This window comes from Deferrisoma camini S3R1 (assembly GCF_000526155.1).
Lineage (GTDB): Bacteria > Desulfobacterota > Deferrisomatia > Deferrisomatales > Deferrisomataceae > Deferrisoma > Deferrisoma camini.
In genome coordinates this window covers 908090-925954 of record NZ_JAFN01000001.1, presented here as the reverse complement: position 1 = coordinate 925954, position 17865 = coordinate 908090, and the positions used below count along the sequence as shown (strand labels likewise).

The 17865-nt window shown below is 72.6% G+C and carries 19 protein-coding genes; 5 read left to right on the top strand and 14 right to left on the bottom strand.

The genetic code is table 11. From position 1 onward, the window contains the following. Positions 1 to 95: 95 nt before the first annotated feature. The 10 genes from aroA to rnhA all read right to left on the bottom strand — a co-directional run bounded on the left by aroA (position 96) and on the right by rnhA (position 9756). On the bottom strand, positions 96 to 1379 hold the full coding sequence (gene aroA, locus DEFCA_RS0104025; protein WP_169709667.1) for a 3-phosphoshikimate 1-carboxyvinyltransferase: 1284 nt from the start codon (positions 1377 to 1379) through the stop codon (positions 96 to 98). Next, positions 1376 to 2233, bottom strand: coding sequence for a prephenate dehydrogenase (locus DEFCA_RS0104020; protein WP_025321751.1), 858 nt, complete (start codon positions 2231 to 2233; stop codon positions 1376 to 1378). The genes aroA and DEFCA_RS0104020 overlap by 4 nt, the downstream gene beginning before the upstream one ends. Then, positions 2230 to 3258 carry a 3-deoxy-7-phosphoheptulonate synthase gene (gene aroF / locus DEFCA_RS0104015; protein WP_025321750.1) on the bottom strand — a complete coding sequence of 343 codons (1029 nt, stop codon included), beginning with the start codon at positions 3256 to 3258 and terminating at the stop codon, positions 2230 to 2232. The genes DEFCA_RS0104020 and aroF overlap by 4 nt, the downstream gene beginning before the upstream one ends. Then, entirely contained in the window at positions 3255 to 4370 is a 1116-nt protein-coding gene (gene hisC / locus DEFCA_RS0104010) for a histidinol-phosphate transaminase (protein ID WP_025321749.1), read from the bottom strand. Before hisC ends, aroF begins: the two co-directional genes overlap by 4 nt. A gap of 171 nt (positions 4371 to 4541) precedes the next feature. Further along, the gene (gene pheA, locus DEFCA_RS0104005) at positions 4542 to 5636 is read right to left on the bottom strand and encodes a prephenate dehydratase (RefSeq protein WP_025321748.1); all 1095 of its coding nucleotides are present in this window, start codon (positions 5634 to 5636) and stop codon (positions 4542 to 4544) included. Continuing rightward, positions 5624 to 6388 carry a pseudouridine synthase gene (locus DEFCA_RS0104000; RefSeq protein WP_025321747.1) on the bottom strand — a complete coding sequence of 255 codons (765 nt, stop codon included), beginning with the start codon at positions 6386 to 6388 and terminating at the stop codon, positions 5624 to 5626. Before DEFCA_RS0104000 ends, pheA begins: the two co-directional genes overlap by 13 nt. Before the next feature lies 1 nt (position 6389). Then, complete coding sequence (gene scpB / locus DEFCA_RS0103995; RefSeq protein WP_025321746.1) at positions 6390 to 6953, bottom strand: SMC-Scp complex subunit ScpB; 564 nt, start codon at positions 6951 to 6953, stop codon at positions 6390 to 6392. A 2-nt stretch (positions 6954 to 6955) separates the two neighbouring features. After that, positions 6956 to 7729 (bottom strand): segregation and condensation protein A, encoded by a 774-nt coding sequence (locus DEFCA_RS0103990; RefSeq protein WP_025321745.1) that lies wholly within the window; start codon positions 7727 to 7729, stop codon positions 6956 to 6958. A gap of 377 nt (positions 7730 to 8106) precedes the next feature. Continuing rightward, positions 8107 to 9087: a nucleotidyltransferase family protein gene (locus tag DEFCA_RS0103985; protein WP_025321744.1), complete on the bottom strand. Its 981-nt coding sequence runs from the start codon at positions 9085 to 9087 to the stop codon at positions 8107 to 8109. 3 nt (positions 9088 to 9090) lie between these two features. Next, positions 9091 to 9756, bottom strand: coding sequence for a ribonuclease HI (rnhA, locus tag DEFCA_RS21995; RefSeq protein WP_169709435.1), 666 nt, complete (start codon positions 9754 to 9756; stop codon positions 9091 to 9093). 113 nt (positions 9757 to 9869) lie between these two features. On the opposite strand from rnhA, the gene DEFCA_RS0103975 reads away from it, so the two are divergent. Next, entirely contained in the window at positions 9870 to 11150 is a 1281-nt protein-coding gene (locus DEFCA_RS0103975) for a tetratricopeptide repeat protein (RefSeq protein ID WP_025321742.1), read from the top strand. On the opposite strand, the gene DEFCA_RS0103970 is transcribed toward DEFCA_RS0103975, so the two are convergent. The 3 genes from DEFCA_RS0103970 to DEFCA_RS0103960 all read right to left on the bottom strand — a co-directional run bounded on the left by DEFCA_RS0103970 (position 11139) and on the right by DEFCA_RS0103960 (position 13011). Further along, on the bottom strand, positions 11139 to 11396 hold the full coding sequence (locus DEFCA_RS0103970; RefSeq protein WP_025321741.1) for a rhodanese-like domain-containing protein: 258 nt from the start codon (positions 11394 to 11396) through the stop codon (positions 11139 to 11141). The genes DEFCA_RS0103975 and DEFCA_RS0103970 overlap by 12 nt on opposite strands. A gap of 69 nt (positions 11397 to 11465) precedes the next feature. Then, positions 11466 to 11804 (bottom strand): cupin domain-containing protein, encoded by a 339-nt coding sequence (locus DEFCA_RS0103965; RefSeq protein WP_025321740.1) that lies wholly within the window; start codon positions 11802 to 11804, stop codon positions 11466 to 11468. Further along, positions 11716 to 13011 carry a TlpA disulfide reductase family protein gene (locus DEFCA_RS0103960; RefSeq protein ID WP_025321739.1) on the bottom strand — a complete coding sequence of 432 codons (1296 nt, stop codon included), beginning with the start codon at positions 13009 to 13011 and terminating at the stop codon, positions 11716 to 11718. The genes DEFCA_RS0103965 and DEFCA_RS0103960 overlap by 89 nt, the downstream gene beginning before the upstream one ends. A 118-nt stretch (positions 13012 to 13129) precedes the next feature. Between DEFCA_RS0103960 and DEFCA_RS0103955 the strand changes: the two genes are divergently transcribed. The 4 genes from DEFCA_RS0103955 to ubiE all read left to right on the top strand — a co-directional run bounded on the left by DEFCA_RS0103955 (position 13130) and on the right by ubiE (position 16415). Next, positions 13130 to 13930 carry a thiazole synthase gene (locus DEFCA_RS0103955; protein ID WP_025321738.1) on the top strand — a complete coding sequence of 267 codons (801 nt, stop codon included), beginning with the start codon at positions 13130 to 13132 and terminating at the stop codon, positions 13928 to 13930. Continuing rightward, on the top strand, positions 13927 to 15048 hold the full coding sequence (gene thiH / locus DEFCA_RS0103950; RefSeq protein WP_025321737.1) for a 2-iminoacetate synthase ThiH: 1122 nt from the start codon (positions 13927 to 13929) through the stop codon (positions 15046 to 15048). Before DEFCA_RS0103955 ends, thiH begins: the two co-directional genes overlap by 4 nt. Positions 15049 to 15444: 396 nt before the next feature. Then, positions 15445 to 15645 carry a sulfur carrier protein ThiS gene (thiS, locus tag DEFCA_RS0103945; protein WP_025321736.1) on the top strand — a complete coding sequence of 67 codons (201 nt, stop codon included), beginning with the start codon at positions 15445 to 15447 and terminating at the stop codon, positions 15643 to 15645. Further along, a complete protein-coding gene (gene ubiE / locus DEFCA_RS0103940; protein ID WP_051463190.1) occupies positions 15642 to 16415 on the top strand; it encodes a bifunctional demethylmenaquinone methyltransferase/2-methoxy-6-polyprenyl-1,4-benzoquinol methylase UbiE in 774 nt (257 codons plus the stop codon). Before thiS ends, ubiE begins: the two co-directional genes overlap by 4 nt. On the opposite strand, the gene DEFCA_RS0103935 is transcribed toward ubiE, so the two are convergent. Further along, positions 16357 to 17784: a sigma-54-dependent transcriptional regulator gene (locus DEFCA_RS0103935; protein ID WP_025321734.1), complete on the bottom strand. Its 1428-nt coding sequence runs from the start codon at positions 17782 to 17784 to the stop codon at positions 16357 to 16359. The genes ubiE and DEFCA_RS0103935 overlap by 59 nt on opposite strands. Between the last annotated feature and the right edge of the window lie 81 nt (positions 17785 to 17865).

Here is a 17865-nt window from a genome sequence, read left to right as displayed (position 1 = left end):
GTGGCCCCTGCGAGGCCGTTCAGCGAAGGAGGGGCCCCCAGCCCCACCCCTTGGAACACCACGAAATTTCTGAGACGCGGCACCGGTAGGCCGTCTCACGGCCTGTCGGGGTTCCCACCGAGATCCTCCCAGAACCGCGAGTAAGACACCGCCACGGCATCGGCCCGGGTCACCTCGGCCCCGCCCGGGATGGCCAGAGACAGCACCCCCAGGGCCATGGCGAGCCGGTGGTCGCCGTGGCTGTCGAACACGGCCGGCCGCAAGGCGGCCGGCCCCCGGATCCGGAACCCGTCCTCGAACGCCTCCACCTCCACCCCGGCCTTGCGAAGCTCCCCCGCCAGGGTTCCGATCCGGTCGGACTCCTTGTGCCGCAGCTCCCCCGCGCCGGTCACCTCGGTCACCCCCCCGGCCGCGGCCGCCACCGCGGCCAGCACCGGGAACTCGTCGATGGCGGCCGGCACCTCGGCGGGGTCCACCCGGGTCCCTCGCAGGGCCCGGTGCTCCACGGTCACGTCCCCCACGGGCTCGCCCCCGGAGGTGCCGGTGGGCCGCAGCTCCACGGCCGCCCCCATCCTCCGGAGGATCCGGAAGAACCCGGTGCGGGTCGGGTTCAGGCACACCCCCCGCACCGTGACCCGCGAGCCGGGCACCAGACAGGCCGCGGCAGCCCAAAACGCCGCGGCCGACGGGTCGCCCGGCACCTCCATGTCGAGCGGCGCCAGCGGCACGCGTCCCCTCACCCCCACTCTGCCGTCCTCCCGGACGATCCCGGCGCCCATGGCCTCGAGCATCCGCTCGGTGTGGTCCCGGGACGGGGCCGGCTCCTCCACCCAGGTGGTTCCCCGGCAGTGGAGCCCGGCCAGGAGCACGGCGCTCTTCACCTGGGCGCTGGCCACGGGCAGCCTCCAGGTCAGGGCCCGCAGGCTCCCGCCCCGGATCACCAGGGGCGCCAGGCGGTCCTCCCGGCGGCCCAGGGCCAGGGCCCCCATCTCCCGCAGGGGGTCCAGGACCCGGGCCATGGGCCGCTGGCGCAGGCTGGCGTCGCCGGTGAGCACCGACAGGAACCCGTGGCCGGCCAGCACGCCCGCGAGCAGCCGCATGGTGGTTCCGGAGTTCCCGCAGTCCAGCACGTCGTCGGGCTCCCGGAGCCCCCCCAGACCCCGGCCCTCCACCACGACCGTGTCCCCCTCGTCCCACATCGCCACGCCCAGGCGCTCCAGCGCGGCCCGGGTGGACGCCACGTCGGCCCCGGCCTGCAGGCCCCGGATCCGGGACGTTCCCTCGGCCAGGGCCGCGAACATCAATGCCCGATGGGAGACGGATTTGTCCCCCGGCACCCGAAGCTCCCGCCGGAACGGGCCGGAGCCCGCCACCCTCACACGGTCCAAAGCCGGCTCCTCCCTTCCTTCGCCCCGTGGAACAGGGCCTCCAGGGCCTCGGCGTCCCCGGTCTCGAGCCGCTTTCGCACCGCGGCCAGCTCCTCCTCGAACTCCCCCAGGACCCGGCCCAGGGCCTCGCGGTTCTCCATGCAGATGTCCCGCCACAGGGCCGGGGGGCTCCCCACCACCCGGGTCCAGTCCCGCAGCGACGGCCCCGCCAGGTTCAGCTCCTGGTCCCCGAGCTTCTCGAGCACCGCCCAGGTCAGGGTGTACGCGAGCAGGTGGGGCAGGTGGCTCACCCACGCGAACACCCGGTCGTGGGCCTCCGGCGACATCCGGACCACCCGGGCCCCTAGCGCTCTCCACAGCGACTCCACCCGCTCCACGGCCTCGGCCGGGGTGGGGGGCAGGGGGGTCAACACGCACGGCCGAGCGTCGAACAGCCTCGGGTCGGCCGCCTCGACCCCCGAGCGCTCCGTGCCGGCCACCGGATGTGCCCCCACGAACTCCACCCCGGCCGGCAGCACCCGGGCCGCCTCGGCCACGATGGAGGCCTTGGTGCTGCCCACGTCGGTGACGACCTGGCCCGGGGACACGGCCGGGGCGATCTCGGCCAGCAGGCGGCGCACCGCGGTCACCGGGGCCGCCAGCACCACCAGGTCGGCCCCGGCCACGGCCTCGGCCGCCGAGCCCACCGCCTCGTCCACCCACCCGCGCTCCCGGCCCATGCCCAGGGCCGCCGTGCGCCGATCCCACGCCCGCACCCGGTAGGGCACGCCGTGGGCCTTGATCGCCGCGGCCAGGCTTCCTCCGATCTGCCCGAGGCCCACGATCCCCACCGTGGGACCGGTCATCGCTCCCCTCCCCCGAGCTCCCGGCCCACGGCCCGGCACACGTTGGCCACGGCCTCCACCAGCCGGGCGAACCGCTCGGGCTTCAGGCTCTGGTTGCCGTCGCACAGGGCCGCATCGGGCCGGGCGTGGACCTCGATCATCAGCCCGTCGGCCCCGGCCGCCACGGCCGCCCGGCTCAGCGGCTCCACCAGCTCCCAACTGCCGGCGGCGTGGCTGGGGTCCACCAACACGGGGAGGTGGGTCTGGCTCTTCAGCACCGGCACGGCGGACAGGTCCAGGGTGCTGCGGGTGGCGGTCTCGAAGGTCCGGATGCCCCGTTCGCACAGCAGGATCCGCTGGTTGCCCTGGGCGGCCACGTACTCCGCGCTCATCAGCCACTCGGTGATCGTGGCCGACATGCCCCGTTTGATGAGGATGGGCTTGGTGAGGTTTCCCACCTCCTTGAGGAGCCGGAAGTTCTGCATGTTGCGCGCCCCGATCTGCACCACGTCGGCGTACCGGGCCACGAGCACCGTGTCCCGGGGGTCCATGAGCTCGGTCACCACCGGCAACCCCGTGGCCTCCCGGGCCTCGGCCAGCATCTCCAGCCCCTTCTCGCCCAGCCCCTGGAACGCGTAGGGGCTGGTGCGGGGCTTGTAGGCCCCGCCCCGCAGGCAGGTGGCGCCGGCCTCCTGGATGGCGTGGGCGGTCTCCAGCAGCAGCTGCCGGTCCTCGATGGAGCACGGCCCGGCGATGATCTGCACGGGCCCGGGGCCGAAGGCGATCCCGCCCACCTCCACCTCGGAGTCGGCCGGGTGGAACTCGCGGCTCACCAGCTTGTAGGGTTTCAGGATCGGGATCACCCTCTCCACGCCCGGCATGGACTCCAGGGGCAGGTCCCGCAGCACCGCCTCGTCACCGATGGCCCCCACCAGGGTGCGCTGCACGCCCCGGGACTCGTGCACGGCCAACCCCAGGGCCCGGAGGGTCTCGACCAGCTGCCGCCGGTCCTCTTCCTTGTGGTCGGGTTTGAGAACGATGATCATGGTCTTGCGATCCCCTCGGCCATCACGGCCTGGAAAGCGGCTTCGAACCGGTCCAACTCCTCGGGCAGCCCCACGGTGACCCGCAGCCATTCGGGCATGCCGAAGCCCCGGATCGAGCGCACGATGACCCCGTGATCGAGCAGGCGGCGGTACACGCCGTCGCCGTCGCCCACCTTCACCGCCACGAAGTTCGCCTGGCTGGGCACGTGCTCGAGGCCCATTCGGCCGAACAGCCGGTGCAGGCGCTCCCGGCCCCGCCGGTTCACCTGCCGGCTGCGTCTCAGGTGCTCCCCGTCCGCCAGGGCGGCCAGGGCCGCGGCCTGGGCCACCCCGTTGGCGTTGAACGGCAGCCGCAGGCGGTTCAGGTAGTCCACCAGCCCCGGCGGGCCCACGGCGTAGCCGATCCGCAGCAGGGCCAGCCCGTAGGCCTTGGAGAACGTGCGCACCACCACCAGGGGGCGGCTCGGGTCCACGTACCTGGGGCCCTGCGGAAAGTCAGGGGCGTCCGCGTACTCGGCGTAGGCCTCGTCCAGAATCACGGCCACGGACGAAGGCACCCGCTCCAGGAACCGCTCCCACTCGCCCGCACCGAACGCCGTGCCCGTGGGGTTGTTCGGGTTGCCCAGGATCACCAGCGAGGTGTCCGGACGGACGGCCGCGGCCACGGCGCCCAGGTCGACCCGGTGGTCCTGCAACGGCACCCACACCACTTCCCCCCCCTGGGCCCGCACCGTCAGCTCGTAGATGCTGAACGAGGGGCTCGCCAGCACCACCGACCGGCCCGGCCGCACCACGAGCCGCACCACCATCTCGATCACCTCGGAGCTGCCGTTGCCCAGCACGAGGTTCTCGGGGCCCACGCCCCAGCGCCGGGCCAGCGCCTCCTTGAGGGCACGGCCGTACCCGTCCGGGTACCGGTGGGCCGCCTCCAGCGCGGATCGGGCCGCTTCCACGGCCCGGGGCGAGGGGCCCAGGGGGTTCTCGTTGCTCGCCAGCTTGACGATGTGGGCGAGCCCCTTCTCCCGGGCCAGGTCCTCGAGGGGCTTGCCGGGCACGTACGGGGATAGGTCGTGGACGAACGGACTTACCAGCTGGCGGAAGCGGTCGGTCATGGTGGCACGGGTGTGGAGGTCCCTCGGACATCGCGGAAGCCGGCCCGGGCCGGCGGGAGGCTCCTGTATAGCCGAACCCGCGGCCGCCCGTCCAGAGCCGACCGCGGGTTGGTACCGGGATTTCGAACGCACGGGATCGAAAAGCTGGCCGCGCCGGACGCCGGGAACCGCCTACTGGGCCCGGGGCAGGCTCCCCTGGGGGTAGGAGCCCAGCACCCGCAGGAACCGGCAGCGGGAGCGCAGCTCCTCCAGGGCGGCCCGGACGCCGGGCTCGGTGAGGTGACCCTCGCAGTCGGTGAAGAACACGTACTGCCAGGCCTCGTCGGGCATGGGACGGGACTCGATCTTGGTCAGGTTCACGCCGTGCTCGAAGAACGGCTGGAGCATCCGGTACAGGGCCCCCACCTCGTCCCGGACCGCGAACACCACCGAGGTCTTGTCGCGGCCGCTGGGATCGGGAATCTCGGGGCCGATCACCAGGAACCGGGTGAAGTTGTTGGGGTTGTCCTCGATGCGCGACTCCACCACCCGCAGGCCGTAGGCCTGGGCCGCCACCTCGGCCGCGATCGCGGCCGCCCCCGGGTCCTCGGACGCGATCTTGGCCGCCTGGGCGGTGCTCGCCGCGTCGAACACCGGCACCTCGGCCAGGTGGGTCTCCAGCCATCCCCGGCACTGGGCCACGGCATGGGGGTGGGAGTAGATCCGCTCCACGTCGCCCAGCCGGCCGCTGCGGTTGAGCAGGTGGTGGGTCACCCGCAGGTACACCTCGGCCACGATCTTCAGCTCGGACCGGAGGAACATGTCCAGGGTGTGGCTCACCACCCCCTCGGTGGTGTTCTCCACCGGGATCACCCCGTAGGCCACCTTGCCCTTCTCCACCCGCTCGAACACCTCGCCGATGGTGCGGGCGGGCTCCAGCCGCGCCGACTCCCCGAACCTCCGCAGGGCGGCCTGGTGGGTGAAGGTGGCCGGCGGCCCCAGGTACGCCACGCTCATGGGCGCCTCGAGGGCCAGGGAGGCCGAGATGATCTCCCGCCACACGGCCCGGACCGCCGCGTTGGGGAACGGGCCGGGGTTGGCCTGCTCGAGCCGGCGCAGCAGGTCCTCCTCCCGGCCGGGGGCGTAGAACCGGGCGCCGGCCTCCCGTTTGATCTCGCCCACCCGGCGGGCCAGCCCTGCCCTTTCGTTCAGGAGCTCGAGGATTCGGCGGTCCAGGTCGTCGATGGCGGCCCGCAGCTCCGCCAACCGTTGCTTCACGTCGTCCATGGCGCGTCCTGCCTCGGGTCTTCGGGCCGGCCTCCGCCCCTGCCGGCCGCCTGTTCCAGGGCCTGGATCTCGTCGGGGGTGAGGTGGCGCCAGCGGCCCTCCGGAAGGTCCCCCGCCCGGATCGGGCCGAACGCCACCCGCTCCAGGTCCACCACCCGCCCCCCCAGGGCCTGGACCATGCGTCGCACCTGGCGCTTGCGTCCGCCGTGGAGCGCCAGGGAGAACCGCACCATCCCACCGGACCGGTCCACCTCCCACACCCGCACCGCGGCCGCAGGCCCGTCGTCCAGCCGAACCCCGGAGACCAGCCGTCGGGGATCGAACCTCCCCCGGGCGCTCACCCGATACACCTTCTCCACGCCCCGGCTGGGGTGGAGAAGGCGGTGGGCCAGCCCGCCGTCGTTGGTGAACAGGAGGACCCCCCGGGTGTCCCGATCGAGCCGCCCCACGGGCATCACCCGTTCCGACAGGCCGGCCAACAGGTCCATGACCGTGGCCCCGGCGTGGGGGTCCTGCACCGTGGTCACGTAGCCCGGGGGTTTCCGGAGGACCACCACCACCCTGGGCGGGGGGGGCGGCAGGGGTCGGCCGTCCACCTCGATCACCTGGGCCTCGGGGTCCACCCGGGTTCCGAGCCGGGTCACCACCCGGCCGTCCACCCGCACCCGGCCCTGCTCGATCCACCGTTCGGCCTGGCGCCGGCTCGCCACGCCGCGGGCGGCCAACACCTTCTGGAGCCGCTCCCCGGGCATCTCAGGCCGCTCCCGGGGGATCGCCGGGCTCCTCCTCCTGCGCCAGGAGCTCCTCGATCTCCTGAAGACTGGGCAGGTCGGCCAGGGAGGCCAGGCCGAACACCTCCAGGAACTTCCGGGTGGTGCCGTACAGGAGGGGCCGGCCGGGCACGTCCTTCTTGCCCACGATCCGCACGAGCCCTTTTTCCGCCAGCGACTTGAGCACCCCGCCGCAGTCCACCCCCCGCACCTCCTCCACCTCGGCCCGGGTCACCGGCTGGCGGTACGCCACGATGGCCAACGTCTCCAGGGCCGCCCGGCTGAACCGCACCGGCCTGGGCACCTCGAGCCGGGCCAGGAACGGGGCGAACTCCGGCCGGGTGCGAAGCTGGTACCCGCCGGCCACCTCCCGCACCTCCACGGCCCGGCCGGCCAGGGCCCGCTCCAGGCTCGCCAGGGCCCCCAGCACGGCCTCCCGGTCCGCGCCCTCCGGGCCGAACAGCTCCACCAGCCGGACCAGGGGCACCGGCTCCGGCGAGGCGAACAGAACCGCCTCCACCGCCCGGGCAAGGGTCTCCGGGTCCATCCTCACGACTCCTCCATCGGCACCGCGAACAGCCGGATCTCCCCGAACGGGGTCACCTGCATCACCCGCAGGGCCCGCAGCCGTACCAGCTCCAGAACCGCCAGGAACGTGGTCACCAGGCGGGTGCGGCTGGTCCGCGGCGGGAACAGGTCCTGGAACGCAAGGCCGGCCCCGGCCGGCGCCGCCTCGAACAGCTCCAGGATCTCCTGCATGGCCTCCTGGATCGAGATCCGCTCCCGGGCCACGTCCTCCACGAACGTCTCGGGCGCCTCCTCCAGCACGTCCCGGAAGGCCAGGAGCAGCCGGAACAGGTCCGCCTCGATGGGCGCGTCGGGGTGCTCCACCTCGTCCAGGTCGGGCGCCCGGAACGAGCGGGCGAACACCTCCCGGCCCAGCACGGGGCGGTCCGCCAGCCGCTCGGCCGCCGCCCGCATCCGCTCGTACTCCAGCAGCCGACGCACCAGCTCGGCCCGGGGGTCCTCCCCCTCTTCCTCGTCCTCCTGGGGCTTGGGCAGGAGCATCCGGGACTTGATCTCGGCCAGGGTGGCGGCCATCACCAGGAACTCGCTGGCCACGTCCAGGTCGAGCACCCGCATGGTGTCCAGCACCGCCAGGTACTCTTCCAGGATCCGGGCGATGGGGATGTCGTAGATGTCGTAGCGGTGCTTGCGGATCAGGTGCAGCAGGAGATCCAGGGGGCCCTCGAACCCCTCGAGCCGCACCCGGTATCCGGCCTGGTCGCCGACCAGGATCGCGCCGCCCTCGTCGTGCTCCATCCCCTCTCCTCGCCGGCGAAGCGACACCGGCCGTCGGTCGCCGGTCTACGGTCGAAAGCTCGCCCCGACACCGGAGCCGGGGAGCATGGGATCTCCAGGATCAAGGGCCGGAGAACCGAGTCCAGTGGACGGGTCGTGACCCCAACACGTCGCGTTGGGGGCAACGTCTTTGCCCTTTCTCCGGCTTCTTCCAACTGGCTTCCGACCCGGCGGTCAAAGCCCCGGGGGCATGGGGTCTGCCGGAGAGCCGGGCGCGGCCTCAAGATTCTAGAAACCTTGAGGGGCAAAACTCGCTGCAAATGCGTCAAGTTTTTTCGTGGAGGCGCAGTTCCCTTGCTCCGGCTCCCCATGCCTCGACGGTCTGAGGCGGAGCCTCGCTAGTTTCTAGTCTCTAGCCCGGCGGCGAGCACCGGCCCCTGGTCGGGCACCACCGCGTCCTCGGCGCCGGCGCACCTTGCGCCCGGCCACACCACGCAGCTCCGGAGCCGGGCCCCCGCCTCGATCCGGGCCCCGGCGCCCACCACCGTCCCCGGACCGATCCGCACCCCCTCGGCGATCCGGGCTTCCCGGCCCCGGTACCACGGGCCCGCCGGCCCGTCGACCACCTCACCCGGCGCGGCCGGCAGCCGTCCCAGATCCAGCAGCCTCCGGTGGGCCGTCAGGTACCGGCCCGGGGTGCCCAGATCGCTCCAGAACGCCCCCTGCTCCAGCTCGAACCCGTACACCGGCGCCCCACACCCCACGAGTCGTTGATGGACGTCGGCGTTGATGCAGCAGGGACCGTCCGGCACCTCGGCCAGGATCTCCGGCTCCAGCAGGTGGAGTCCCGTGAACTCGCAGGGCCGGCCGGCCCTCTCACCCGGCGCACGGGCGCCGAGGAACCGCACGATGCGGCCGTCGGGGGCCAGCTCAAGGGGGGCCGAACGCCCCGGGGCCACCGGGGCCACCGACAGGGTGGCCAGGGCCCCGCGCTGGCGGTGGAACCGTGCCAGGGCCCGCAGGTCGATCTCTTGGTAGGTGTCGGCGTTGGCCAAGAAGAAGGGCCCCCCGGCCAGGGCGTCCTTCCACGGCACCAGCGCCCCGCCAGTGCCCAGGATCCGCGCCTCCCGGCTCCACGCGAGCTCCAGGCCCTGCGGCACCCAGGGCTCCAGGCGGCCCTGCAGCATCTCGGGCAGATGGTGAAGGTTCACCACGGCCCGGCCCACCCCTGCCGACGCCAGGAGGTCCAGCACCCGAGCGGCCAGGGGCACGTCGAACAGCGGCCAGACCGGCTTGGGCACGACCCGGCTCAGGGGCCTCAGGCGGGTGCCCAGGCCCGCGGCCAGCAGGAACGCCTGGGCCACGCCGGCCGGTCCCATCGGTCAGGCCCCCTCCCACTCCCGCAGCACCCGCTCCAGCTCGGTCGGGCTCCTCACCTTGCGGTGCCGCGCCCCGCTCACTCCCCGCACCCGGGCCTCGCACTCCGGCCAGGAGCCGTGGAACGCGACCTCCCCGTCCACCCGGCTCACGTAGCACGGGAACGAGCGTCCCGACTCCGCCGCCCCGATCCACTCCCCCGAGCCGTCCCGCAGATCCGGGGTCTCGCCCCGAGCGAAGGCCGTGGCCAGCTCGTCGCAGCGCTCGTTGAACGCATGGCCCCGGTGTCCCCGCACGTGCTCCCAGGTGACCCGGCGGCCCGAGCCCCAGGCCAGCCGGTCCAGCTCCTCCCACAGGTCCCGGTTCAGCACGGGCTGACCGTCGGCCTTGCGCCAGCCCCGGCGTTTCCAGCCGTGGATCCAGCTGGAGATCCCGTCGTACACGTACCGGGAGTCCGTGACCACGTGGACCCGCGCCCCGGAGGCCGTACGGCGCAACCCCTCGATCACCGCGGTGAGCTCCATCCGGTTGTTGGTGGTGGCCGGGTCCCGCCCGCCGATCTCCCATACCCGCCCGCCAGGCTCCACGAGCACCGCGGCCCATCCCCCCGGACCCGGGTTCCCCAGGCAGGCCCCGTCGGTATAGATCTGGATTCGCTGCTCGTCGGCCACGCGTCCCTCCGGGTGGTTTGACAGGGTGAGCCCCCAGCCCCTACGCTTGGCGGCCGCGACGAAGTGTAACAGCTCGGCCCCCCCGCTGCCCAGTTCGACGGCCGGAGGTTTCCATGGCGTTCGGATGGTTCGGGAAGAGACGCAGCTCGCTGGAACAGCTCGTGGAGAAGGGCCGGAAGCTGGCCCGTCAGGGCCGCTGGGGCGAGGCCCTGGCCTATCTGGAGGACGCGGCCGGCCGGCCCGACGCGCCACCGGAGCTCGGGGATGAGATCCGGGCCTGCCGCGCCCGCCTGGCCGAGATCAACCTGGAGGAGGCCCGGGAGTGCCTCGCGGCCTCGGACCCCGGCCGGGCCCGGGAGCACCTGGCCCTGGCCCGGAAGTACGCCGCAGGAGACCCCGGCCTGGCGGCCCGGATCGAGGCGTGCGAGGCCGAGCTGAGCCCGCCCGAGCCGCAGCCGAGGGGCCCGGCCCGGCCCGTGTTCGCCCCCTCGTGCGGCTGCGACGCCCCGTGCGAGCCCGAGCCCCCCACCGAGGAGGAGGCAGCCCCGGCCGACACCGACCTGTTCGAGTTCTACCTGGAGGCCGTGGACCCGGCCGAGCGGGCGGTGCTCACCGGTCTGGGCGAGGCGTTCCGGGCGGGGTTCGTGGCCTTGCAACAGGGGGATCTGGACGAAGCCGGCCGCCGGCTCGGCGAGGCGGCAGCCGAGCACCCCGGCGCCGCGGGTCCGGCCTACGCCCTAGGCGTGCTCCACAGCCTTCGGGGCGAGTGGGCAGAGGCCGAGGCCCGGTTCAAGGAGGCCCTGGCCGCGGCCCCCGACCTGGCCGCGGCCGTCCATCACTGGGCCGACACCCTGCGGGAGGCCGGCCAGACCGAACGGGCCGTGCGCCTCCTCGAACGGTGGGTGGAGGACCACCCCGAAGACGGCCCCTCGTGGGTTCGGCTGGCGGCGCTGCGGCTCGACGGCGGAGACCCGGAGGCGGCCCTCGCGGCCCTGGACCCGGCCGCACAGTCCTTCTCCGAGCCGCCCCCCGAGGTGGGGCTGCTTCGGGCCCGCACCCTGGAGGCCCTCGGCCGCACCGACGACGCCGTGACCGAGCTCCAGGGCGTGCTGGCCCGGCGGCCCGACCTGGTGGAGGCCCTCGTCCCGCTCGGCCGGATCCTGCTCGCTCGGGGCGGAGTCCATGCGGAGCGGGCCGCAGAGGTGTTCAAACACTGTGTCCGGATCGACCCCGGCCGGGGCTGGTGGTACCTGCTCCGGGTCGCCGAGGCCTATGCGGCCCGGGGCTGGGCCGCCGAGGCTCGGGAGATCCTCGACCATGCGGCCGCCCGGCTGCCGGAAGACGAGGAGGCCCGGGAGGAGTGGGACCGGGTGGCCGGCTCCCTAACGAACTAGGGGCAGCCCGACCCGGACCCACCCGGACACCCCCTCGGTGTAGTTGCCCACCCAGGCGTACCCGCGCGAATCCAAGAACCTCGCCACCGCCGCGCTCCGGGCCCCGCTGGCGCACACGACCACGATCTTCCGGTCGCCCGGGATCTCGGCGAGGCGGCGGGGCACCTCGTTCATGGGGATCAGCACGGCCCCCGGCATGTGGCCCCTGCGGAACTCCCCGGGCGTGCGCGCGTCCAGGAGGAACACCCCCTCTCCCTCCGAGACAACGCGCCTACTTTGTCGCCGGGTATAGCGATCAGGGTGGGGAGGCGGCGGTCAGCTCCGGGGCACGACGCAGATGAACCGCAGCCCCTGCTCGTCCGAGGCCAGGAACCGGTGGAGCGCGCCGGGCGGCACGTACACCACGTCGCCCGGCCCCAGGGGCGTGGAGCGCCCCTCCTCCAGCAGGGTCCCGTGCCCCTCCAGCACGAACACCTCGTGCTCGAAGTCGTGGGTGTGGTAGGGGGTGTGGCCGCCGGGGTCCACGTCGAACACCCGCATCACGAAGTTGGGTGCGCCCTGGCCCTCACCGATCACGATCCGCATCCGCACCCCTTGGGCCCCCTCCATCCGGACCGGGGTCGCCTCGATCTCCTCCAGGTTTCCCACCTTCATCGGTTCCTCCTCTCGGGTTCGGCGCCGCCCCTGCGTCGGCCGGAGATGGTTGCGCAGCGGGGGCGGACCCGGCCCGTTCCCGGACCTGTTGCGCCTCCTCGGTCTTCCCCTGGGCCTCCAGGGCCTCGGCCAGCCCCAGGTACGCCTCCCGGCACGCGGGGTCGGCCTCCACGGCCCGCCGGAACACGGCCTCGGCGTTGGGGTAGAACTTCCGGGCGAGCAGCAGTTTGCCCATGCGCACGTACCGCAGGGCCCGGGGGTTCGACCCTGCCGCGGGCTCCTCGGTCCTTTTGGCCGCCTCCGGCTCCTCTGGATTCTCGGACTTCTCTGGCTTCTCGACCGCCTCGGACCTCTCGGTCTTCTCTGGCTCCCTCTTCTCCGGGGTTGCGACCGGCGCGGGTCCCTCCTGTTTCTCCGGCTGCCGAACGGGTGTCGGCCACCGGGCCTCGACCTTCTCGGGAGCGCTTCGGCCCTGCTCCTTCCCCAGCACCTCCAGGGCCCGGGCGAGCCCCTGCCGGGCCCTGGGGTAGTCGGGATCCTCCTCCAGGGCCTGCCGGAACACCTTCACGGCCCGGGCGGCCATGCGGCGCTTGAGGAGGATCTCCCCCATGCGGGTGTACCGCTCGGCCATCCCCTTGGGCCGGTAGACCGGCTGGGCCTCGGCCGGCGCCGCCTCCGGCTTGGTCAGCACGCCCAGGAGCTCCAGCACCCGATCCTTGAACCCGTCCCGGGTCATGTCGGAGTATCCCTCCAGCAGGGCCCGGATCGTGCCCTCGGCATCGCACAGCAGCAGGGACGGCACGGCGATCACTCCGTAGCGGTTGAACACGGACAGGTCCGTGTCCACCACCACGGAAAAGGTCAGCCCCCGTTCGGCGGCCCACCGGGCGATCGCCTCCATCTCGCCGGGATCCCGCTCCTGGTGCTCCACGTTCACGGCGATCACCTGCAGCCCCCGATCGGCGTAGCGCTCGTACAGGTTCTGGAAGTCCCGCAGGGCCTCCTCGCTGCGTGGGCTCCACATGGCCCAGAACACCACCACCGTCGCCTTGGAGCCCAGCGCCTCCCTGAGGTGCACGGTCTCCCCGGCCGGGGTGGTCAGCCGGAAGTCCTTGACCTCCTGCCCCTCCCGCGTGCGTTTGAAGGCCCACGCCGCCATCGGCATCAGGAACAACAGGGCCAGAACCCCCCAGGAAACCCGTCGCATCGCGCCCATACCTCCCTGCGGCCTCGGTTCGCCCCCTCGGTTGCATCCTGGAAATCGCTCTGCGATACTACTCGACAGCCGCCAGCGCTTACAAATCCAGCGATCCCAAGGCAGACGAATGAGCGACGTCCGCACCGCCGGCGATGACCGTCTGGTCATCGCCGGTCGCACCTTTCGGTCCCGACTCCTGATGGGCACCGGCAAGTTCCCGAACCCCCGGACCATGGCCCAGGCCCTGGCCGCCTCGGGCGCAGAGATCGTGACCGTGGCCCTCCGGCGGGTGGACCTGAGCCGACCCCAGGAGGACATCCTGGCCCACATCGACCGGGACCGGTACCTGCTGCTGCCGAACACCTCGGGCGCCCGAAACGCCGACGAGGCCGTGCGCCTGGCCCGGCTGGCCCGGGCCGCGGGTCTGTCGGACTGGGTGAAGCTCGAGGTGACCCCCGATCCCCGCTACCTGTTGCCCGACCCGGTGGAGACCCTGCGGGCGGCCGAGGTGCTGGTCGGAGAGGGGTTCACGGTGCTGCCGTACATCGGCGCGGACCCGGTCCTGGCGAAACGCCTGGAGGAACTGGGCACCGCCACGGTGATGCCCTTGGGCTCCCCCATCGGATCCGGCCGCGGGCTCCTGACCCGGGAGTCCGTGGGGATCATCATCGAGCAGGCCACCGTGCCGGTGGTGGTGGACGCCGGGCTGGGGGTTCCGTCCCACGCTGCCGAGGCCATGGAGCTGGGCGCCGACGCCGTGCTCGTGAACACGGCCGTGGCCGTGGCCCGGGATCCGGTGGCCATGGCCGCGGCCTTCCGAAAAGGGGTGGAAGCAGGCCGGGAGGCGTTCCTGGCCGGCAGGGCTCCGGTGTCGCGGCAGGCCCGGCCGTCGAGCCCTCTGACCGGCTTCCTGCGGGACGAGCCATGACCTTCGAGGAGTTCTGGCGCCGCAGCGAGGTGGCAGGTCTGGTGGCCCAGGCGAACCGGGCCACTCCGGAGCAGGTGGAGGCGGCCCTGGGCCGGCGGGTCGTGGACCTGGAGGGGTTTCTGGCGCTGATCTCCCCGGCGGCCGCCGCCTTCCTGGAGCCCATGGCCCGTCAGGCCCAGTCCCTCACCCGAGAGCGGTTCGGCCGGGTCGTCCAGCTCTATGCTCCGCTGTACGTCTCCAACGACTGCGTCAACGCCTGCGTCTACTGCGGGTTCAACCGCCACAACCCCATCCGGCGCACCACCCTGAGCCTGGACGACGCCGAGGCCGAGGCCCGGGTGCTGTGGGAGCAGGGGTTCCGCAACCTGCTGATCGTGTCGTCCGAGAACCCGGCTGCGGTGCCGGTGTCCTACTTCGAGGCCCTGGCCCGGCGCCTGGGGGCCCGGTTCCCGAGCCTCTCGGTCGAGATCTACCCGTTGGACGAAGACGGATACCGGCGGCTGGCCCGGGCAGGGGTGGACGGGGTCACCGTGTTCCAGGAGACCTACGACCCGGACCGGTATCGGCAGGTCCATCCGGCCGGCCGAAAGGCCGATTACTCCTGGCGGCTCGCCACTCCGGAGCGTGCGGCCCGGGCCGGGATGCGCCGGGTGGGGCTCGGCGCCCTCCTGGGGCTGGGGCCATGGCGGCTCGAAGCGGTGGGGTTGGCCCTGCACGCCCTGTGGCTCGAGCGACGGTTCTGGCAGACGCAGGTCACCATCTCGTTCCCCCGGCTCCGGCCCGCGCCGGGGGGGTACACCCCGCCCCACCCCGTGTCCGACCGGGAACTGGTGCAGCTCATGTGCGCCCTGCGGCTTCTTCTGCCGGACGTGGGGCTCGTGTTGTCGACCCGCGAGAGCCCGGAGCTGCGGGACGGCCTGTCCCGGATCTGCGTGACCCACACCAGCGCGGGATCCCGGACCGAGCCGGGAGGGTATACGCGGCCCGGCGAAGCGGACGTGCAGTTCCAGGTGGAGGATCAGCGCCCCCCTGCCGAGGTGGCCGCCCGGCTCCTGGAGCTCGGCGTGGAGCCGGTATGGAAGGACTGGGACGCGGCCCTGCACGACACCGCCCCGTGACGACCCGAGCCCCCCAGGCCTCGCCGGGCCGGGCAACGGGGAAGGAAAGCTGTCGTCGGTCCGAGGCCTTTGCGCCGGGGGGCATGGGGCCTGCTTCCGGCCGCGCGCGAAGCCGGGCATCGAGATTCGCCGCGCAGGCACGGGGCACCAACGGTGGTTTCATGGCAGTCCGGCCGGGGACCGAACGGTTTCACGGTGCGAGCGCCGGAGGCGCTGCGCGGCGAGCCAAGGAGCCGCGCGCGGCTCTCCAGCAGACCCCATGCCCCCCGGACCATGAGGTGGAGGCGAAGAGGCATGGTAATGCCTAGAACGTGTGGGAATCCGGGAGGTTTTCAAGCCTCCCAGCGTCCCAGCCTCCTAGCGTCCTAGCGGAAGTTACATGGAAGGAGTGTTGCCGTGACGGTGGTGGTCAACGGGGAGCCCCGGCCGGTAGACGCCGGGACCACGCTGGGCGCCCTCTTGGTCTCTCTGGGGGTGCGGCCCGCCACGGTGGTGGTGGAGCGCAACGGGGAGGTGGTGCCCCGAGACGCCTTCGACCGGACCGTGTTGGCCGAAGGAGACCGGCTGGAGGTGGTCCGGTTCGTGGGGGGCGGATGAGTTCCACGGCCGAGTCCCGGGCCCGGGCGGTCCGGGCGATGTTCTCCGCCATCGCCCCCACCTACGATCTTCTGAACCGGATCCTGAGCCTCGGGGTGGACGTGGGCTGGCGCCGCCAGATGGTCCGGCGCCTGCCCCCCGGATGCCGGCGGGTGCTGGACCTGGCCTGTGGAACCGGCGACGTGGCCCTGGAGATCGCCCGGCAGAGGCCGGCCGCCCGGGTGTTCGGGGCCGACTTCGCCCTGCCGATGCTGCGGGCCGGTACCCCCAAGCTGCGGCGCCGCGGCGCCGGGCGGATCCTCCTGCAGAACGCCTCGGCCGAGGACCTTCCCTACCGGGACGACACCTTTGACGCGGCCACCATGGCGTTCGGCATCCGCAACGTGGTCCGCCGGGAGCGGGCCCTGGCCGAGCTCCACCGGGTGCTGCGCCCCGGCGGCCGCCTGCTGATCCTGGACTTCTCGATTCCCCGGTCCTCGGGCCTCGCGGCCCTGTACCGGGTGTACTTCCACCGGGTGCTGCCGTTCGTGGGCGGGGTGATCTCCGGCAACTTCGAGGCCTACCGTTACCTGCCGCGCAGCGTGGAGGGGTTCCCCCCCCGCCACCGGTTCGCCGCCATGATGGCCCGGGCCGGGTTCGAACGGCCCCGGTATCGGGACCTCACGTTCGGCATCGCGACCCTGTACGAGGCCGAGAAGCCCGCCCTCCCCCTCACTGCCCCGGCTCCAGGCCGCACTCCCGGATCTTGTACAGAAGGGTCTTGTAGCTGATGTCGAGCAGCTGGGCCGCCTTCCGGCGGTTCCAGTTGGTCTGGCGCAGCACCGCCGCGATCATGCGCCGCTCGGCCTGCATCGCGGCCTTGCGCGCGATCTCCTTGAGGGAGATCACCTCGTCGGTCCCGTCGAGGTCGATCCGGTCCAGCGGGTCCTCCGGTACCAGCGGCTCGGGCGAAGGGGTGGCCGGGGTGACGTTCTTGGAACGGAAGTCGCTGAACAGGAACCGCTCGTCGTTGAGGATCACCAGCCGCTTGACCAGGTTCTCCAGCTCCCGCACGTTGCCGGGCCAGTCGTAGGACAGGAAGTACGCCATCAGGGGATCGGAGATCTCGGACGGCCCCCGGCCGTACTTCTCCACGTACTTGTGCAGGAAGTACCGGGTCAGCAGGGGGATGTCCTCCCTGCGCTCCCGCAGGGGGGGGATCCGCACGTTGACCACGTTGAGACGGTAGTACAGGTCCTCCCGGAACTCCTTGTTCTCCACGGCTTGGCGCAGATCCCGGTTCGTCGCGCACACGATCCGCACGTCGACCCGCACCGGCTCGTTCCCCCCCACCCGGCAGAACTCCCGGTCCTGAAGGACCTGCAGCAGCTTCGCCTGGAGCGGGAGGCTCATCTCCCCGATCTCGTCCAGGAAGATGGTGCCGCCGTCCGCGTACTCGAACCGCCCCACCTTGCGCTTCTGGGCCCCGGTGAACGCCCCCTTCTCGTACCCGAACAGCTCGCTCTCCAGGAGATCCGGCGGCAGGGCCGCGCAGTTCACCTTCACCCAGCGGCCCCGCCGGCGGGAGGACTTGGTGTGGAGCCGGCGCGCGGCCAGCTCCTTGCCCACCCCGCTCTCCCCCTCGATCAGCACCGTCACGTCGGTGTCGGCGATGGAGTCGAGCAGGTCCTTCATGCCCTGCAGGGACTGGCTCACCCCCACGATCGGGTCCAGCTGCTCCTGCTCGGCCAGCTGGTTGCGCAGCTCCCGGATCTCCTGGACCAGCCGCCGCCGCTCCAGCGCCTTCTCCAGGGCCAGGTTCAGCTCGTCGGCCTCGAACGACTTGTCGATGTAGTCGTACGCGCCGGAGCGCATGGCCTCCACCACCGTGGCGGTGCGGCCCACCCCCGAGAGCATGATCACCGGCAGCTCGGGGTCCCGGTCCCTCAGGTGACGCAGGGTCGCCAGGCCGTCCATTCCGGGCATCATCACGTCGAGCACGACCACGTCGGGCCGCAGGCCGTTGTTCAGCCGGGCCAGGGCCGCCTCGCCGGTTTCCGCGGTGACGACCCGATACCCCTGCAGGGACAGCAGGCTGTCCAGATACGCCAAGATTCCCGGATCGTCGTCCACCACCAGAACCGTGTGACGATCGTCCATCGCCGACTCCCCTCGCCCCTGTCCAGGGGCGGACGTCCCCCACGGAGAAAAGGCCCTTCGCGGTGCACGCGGGATACTCTG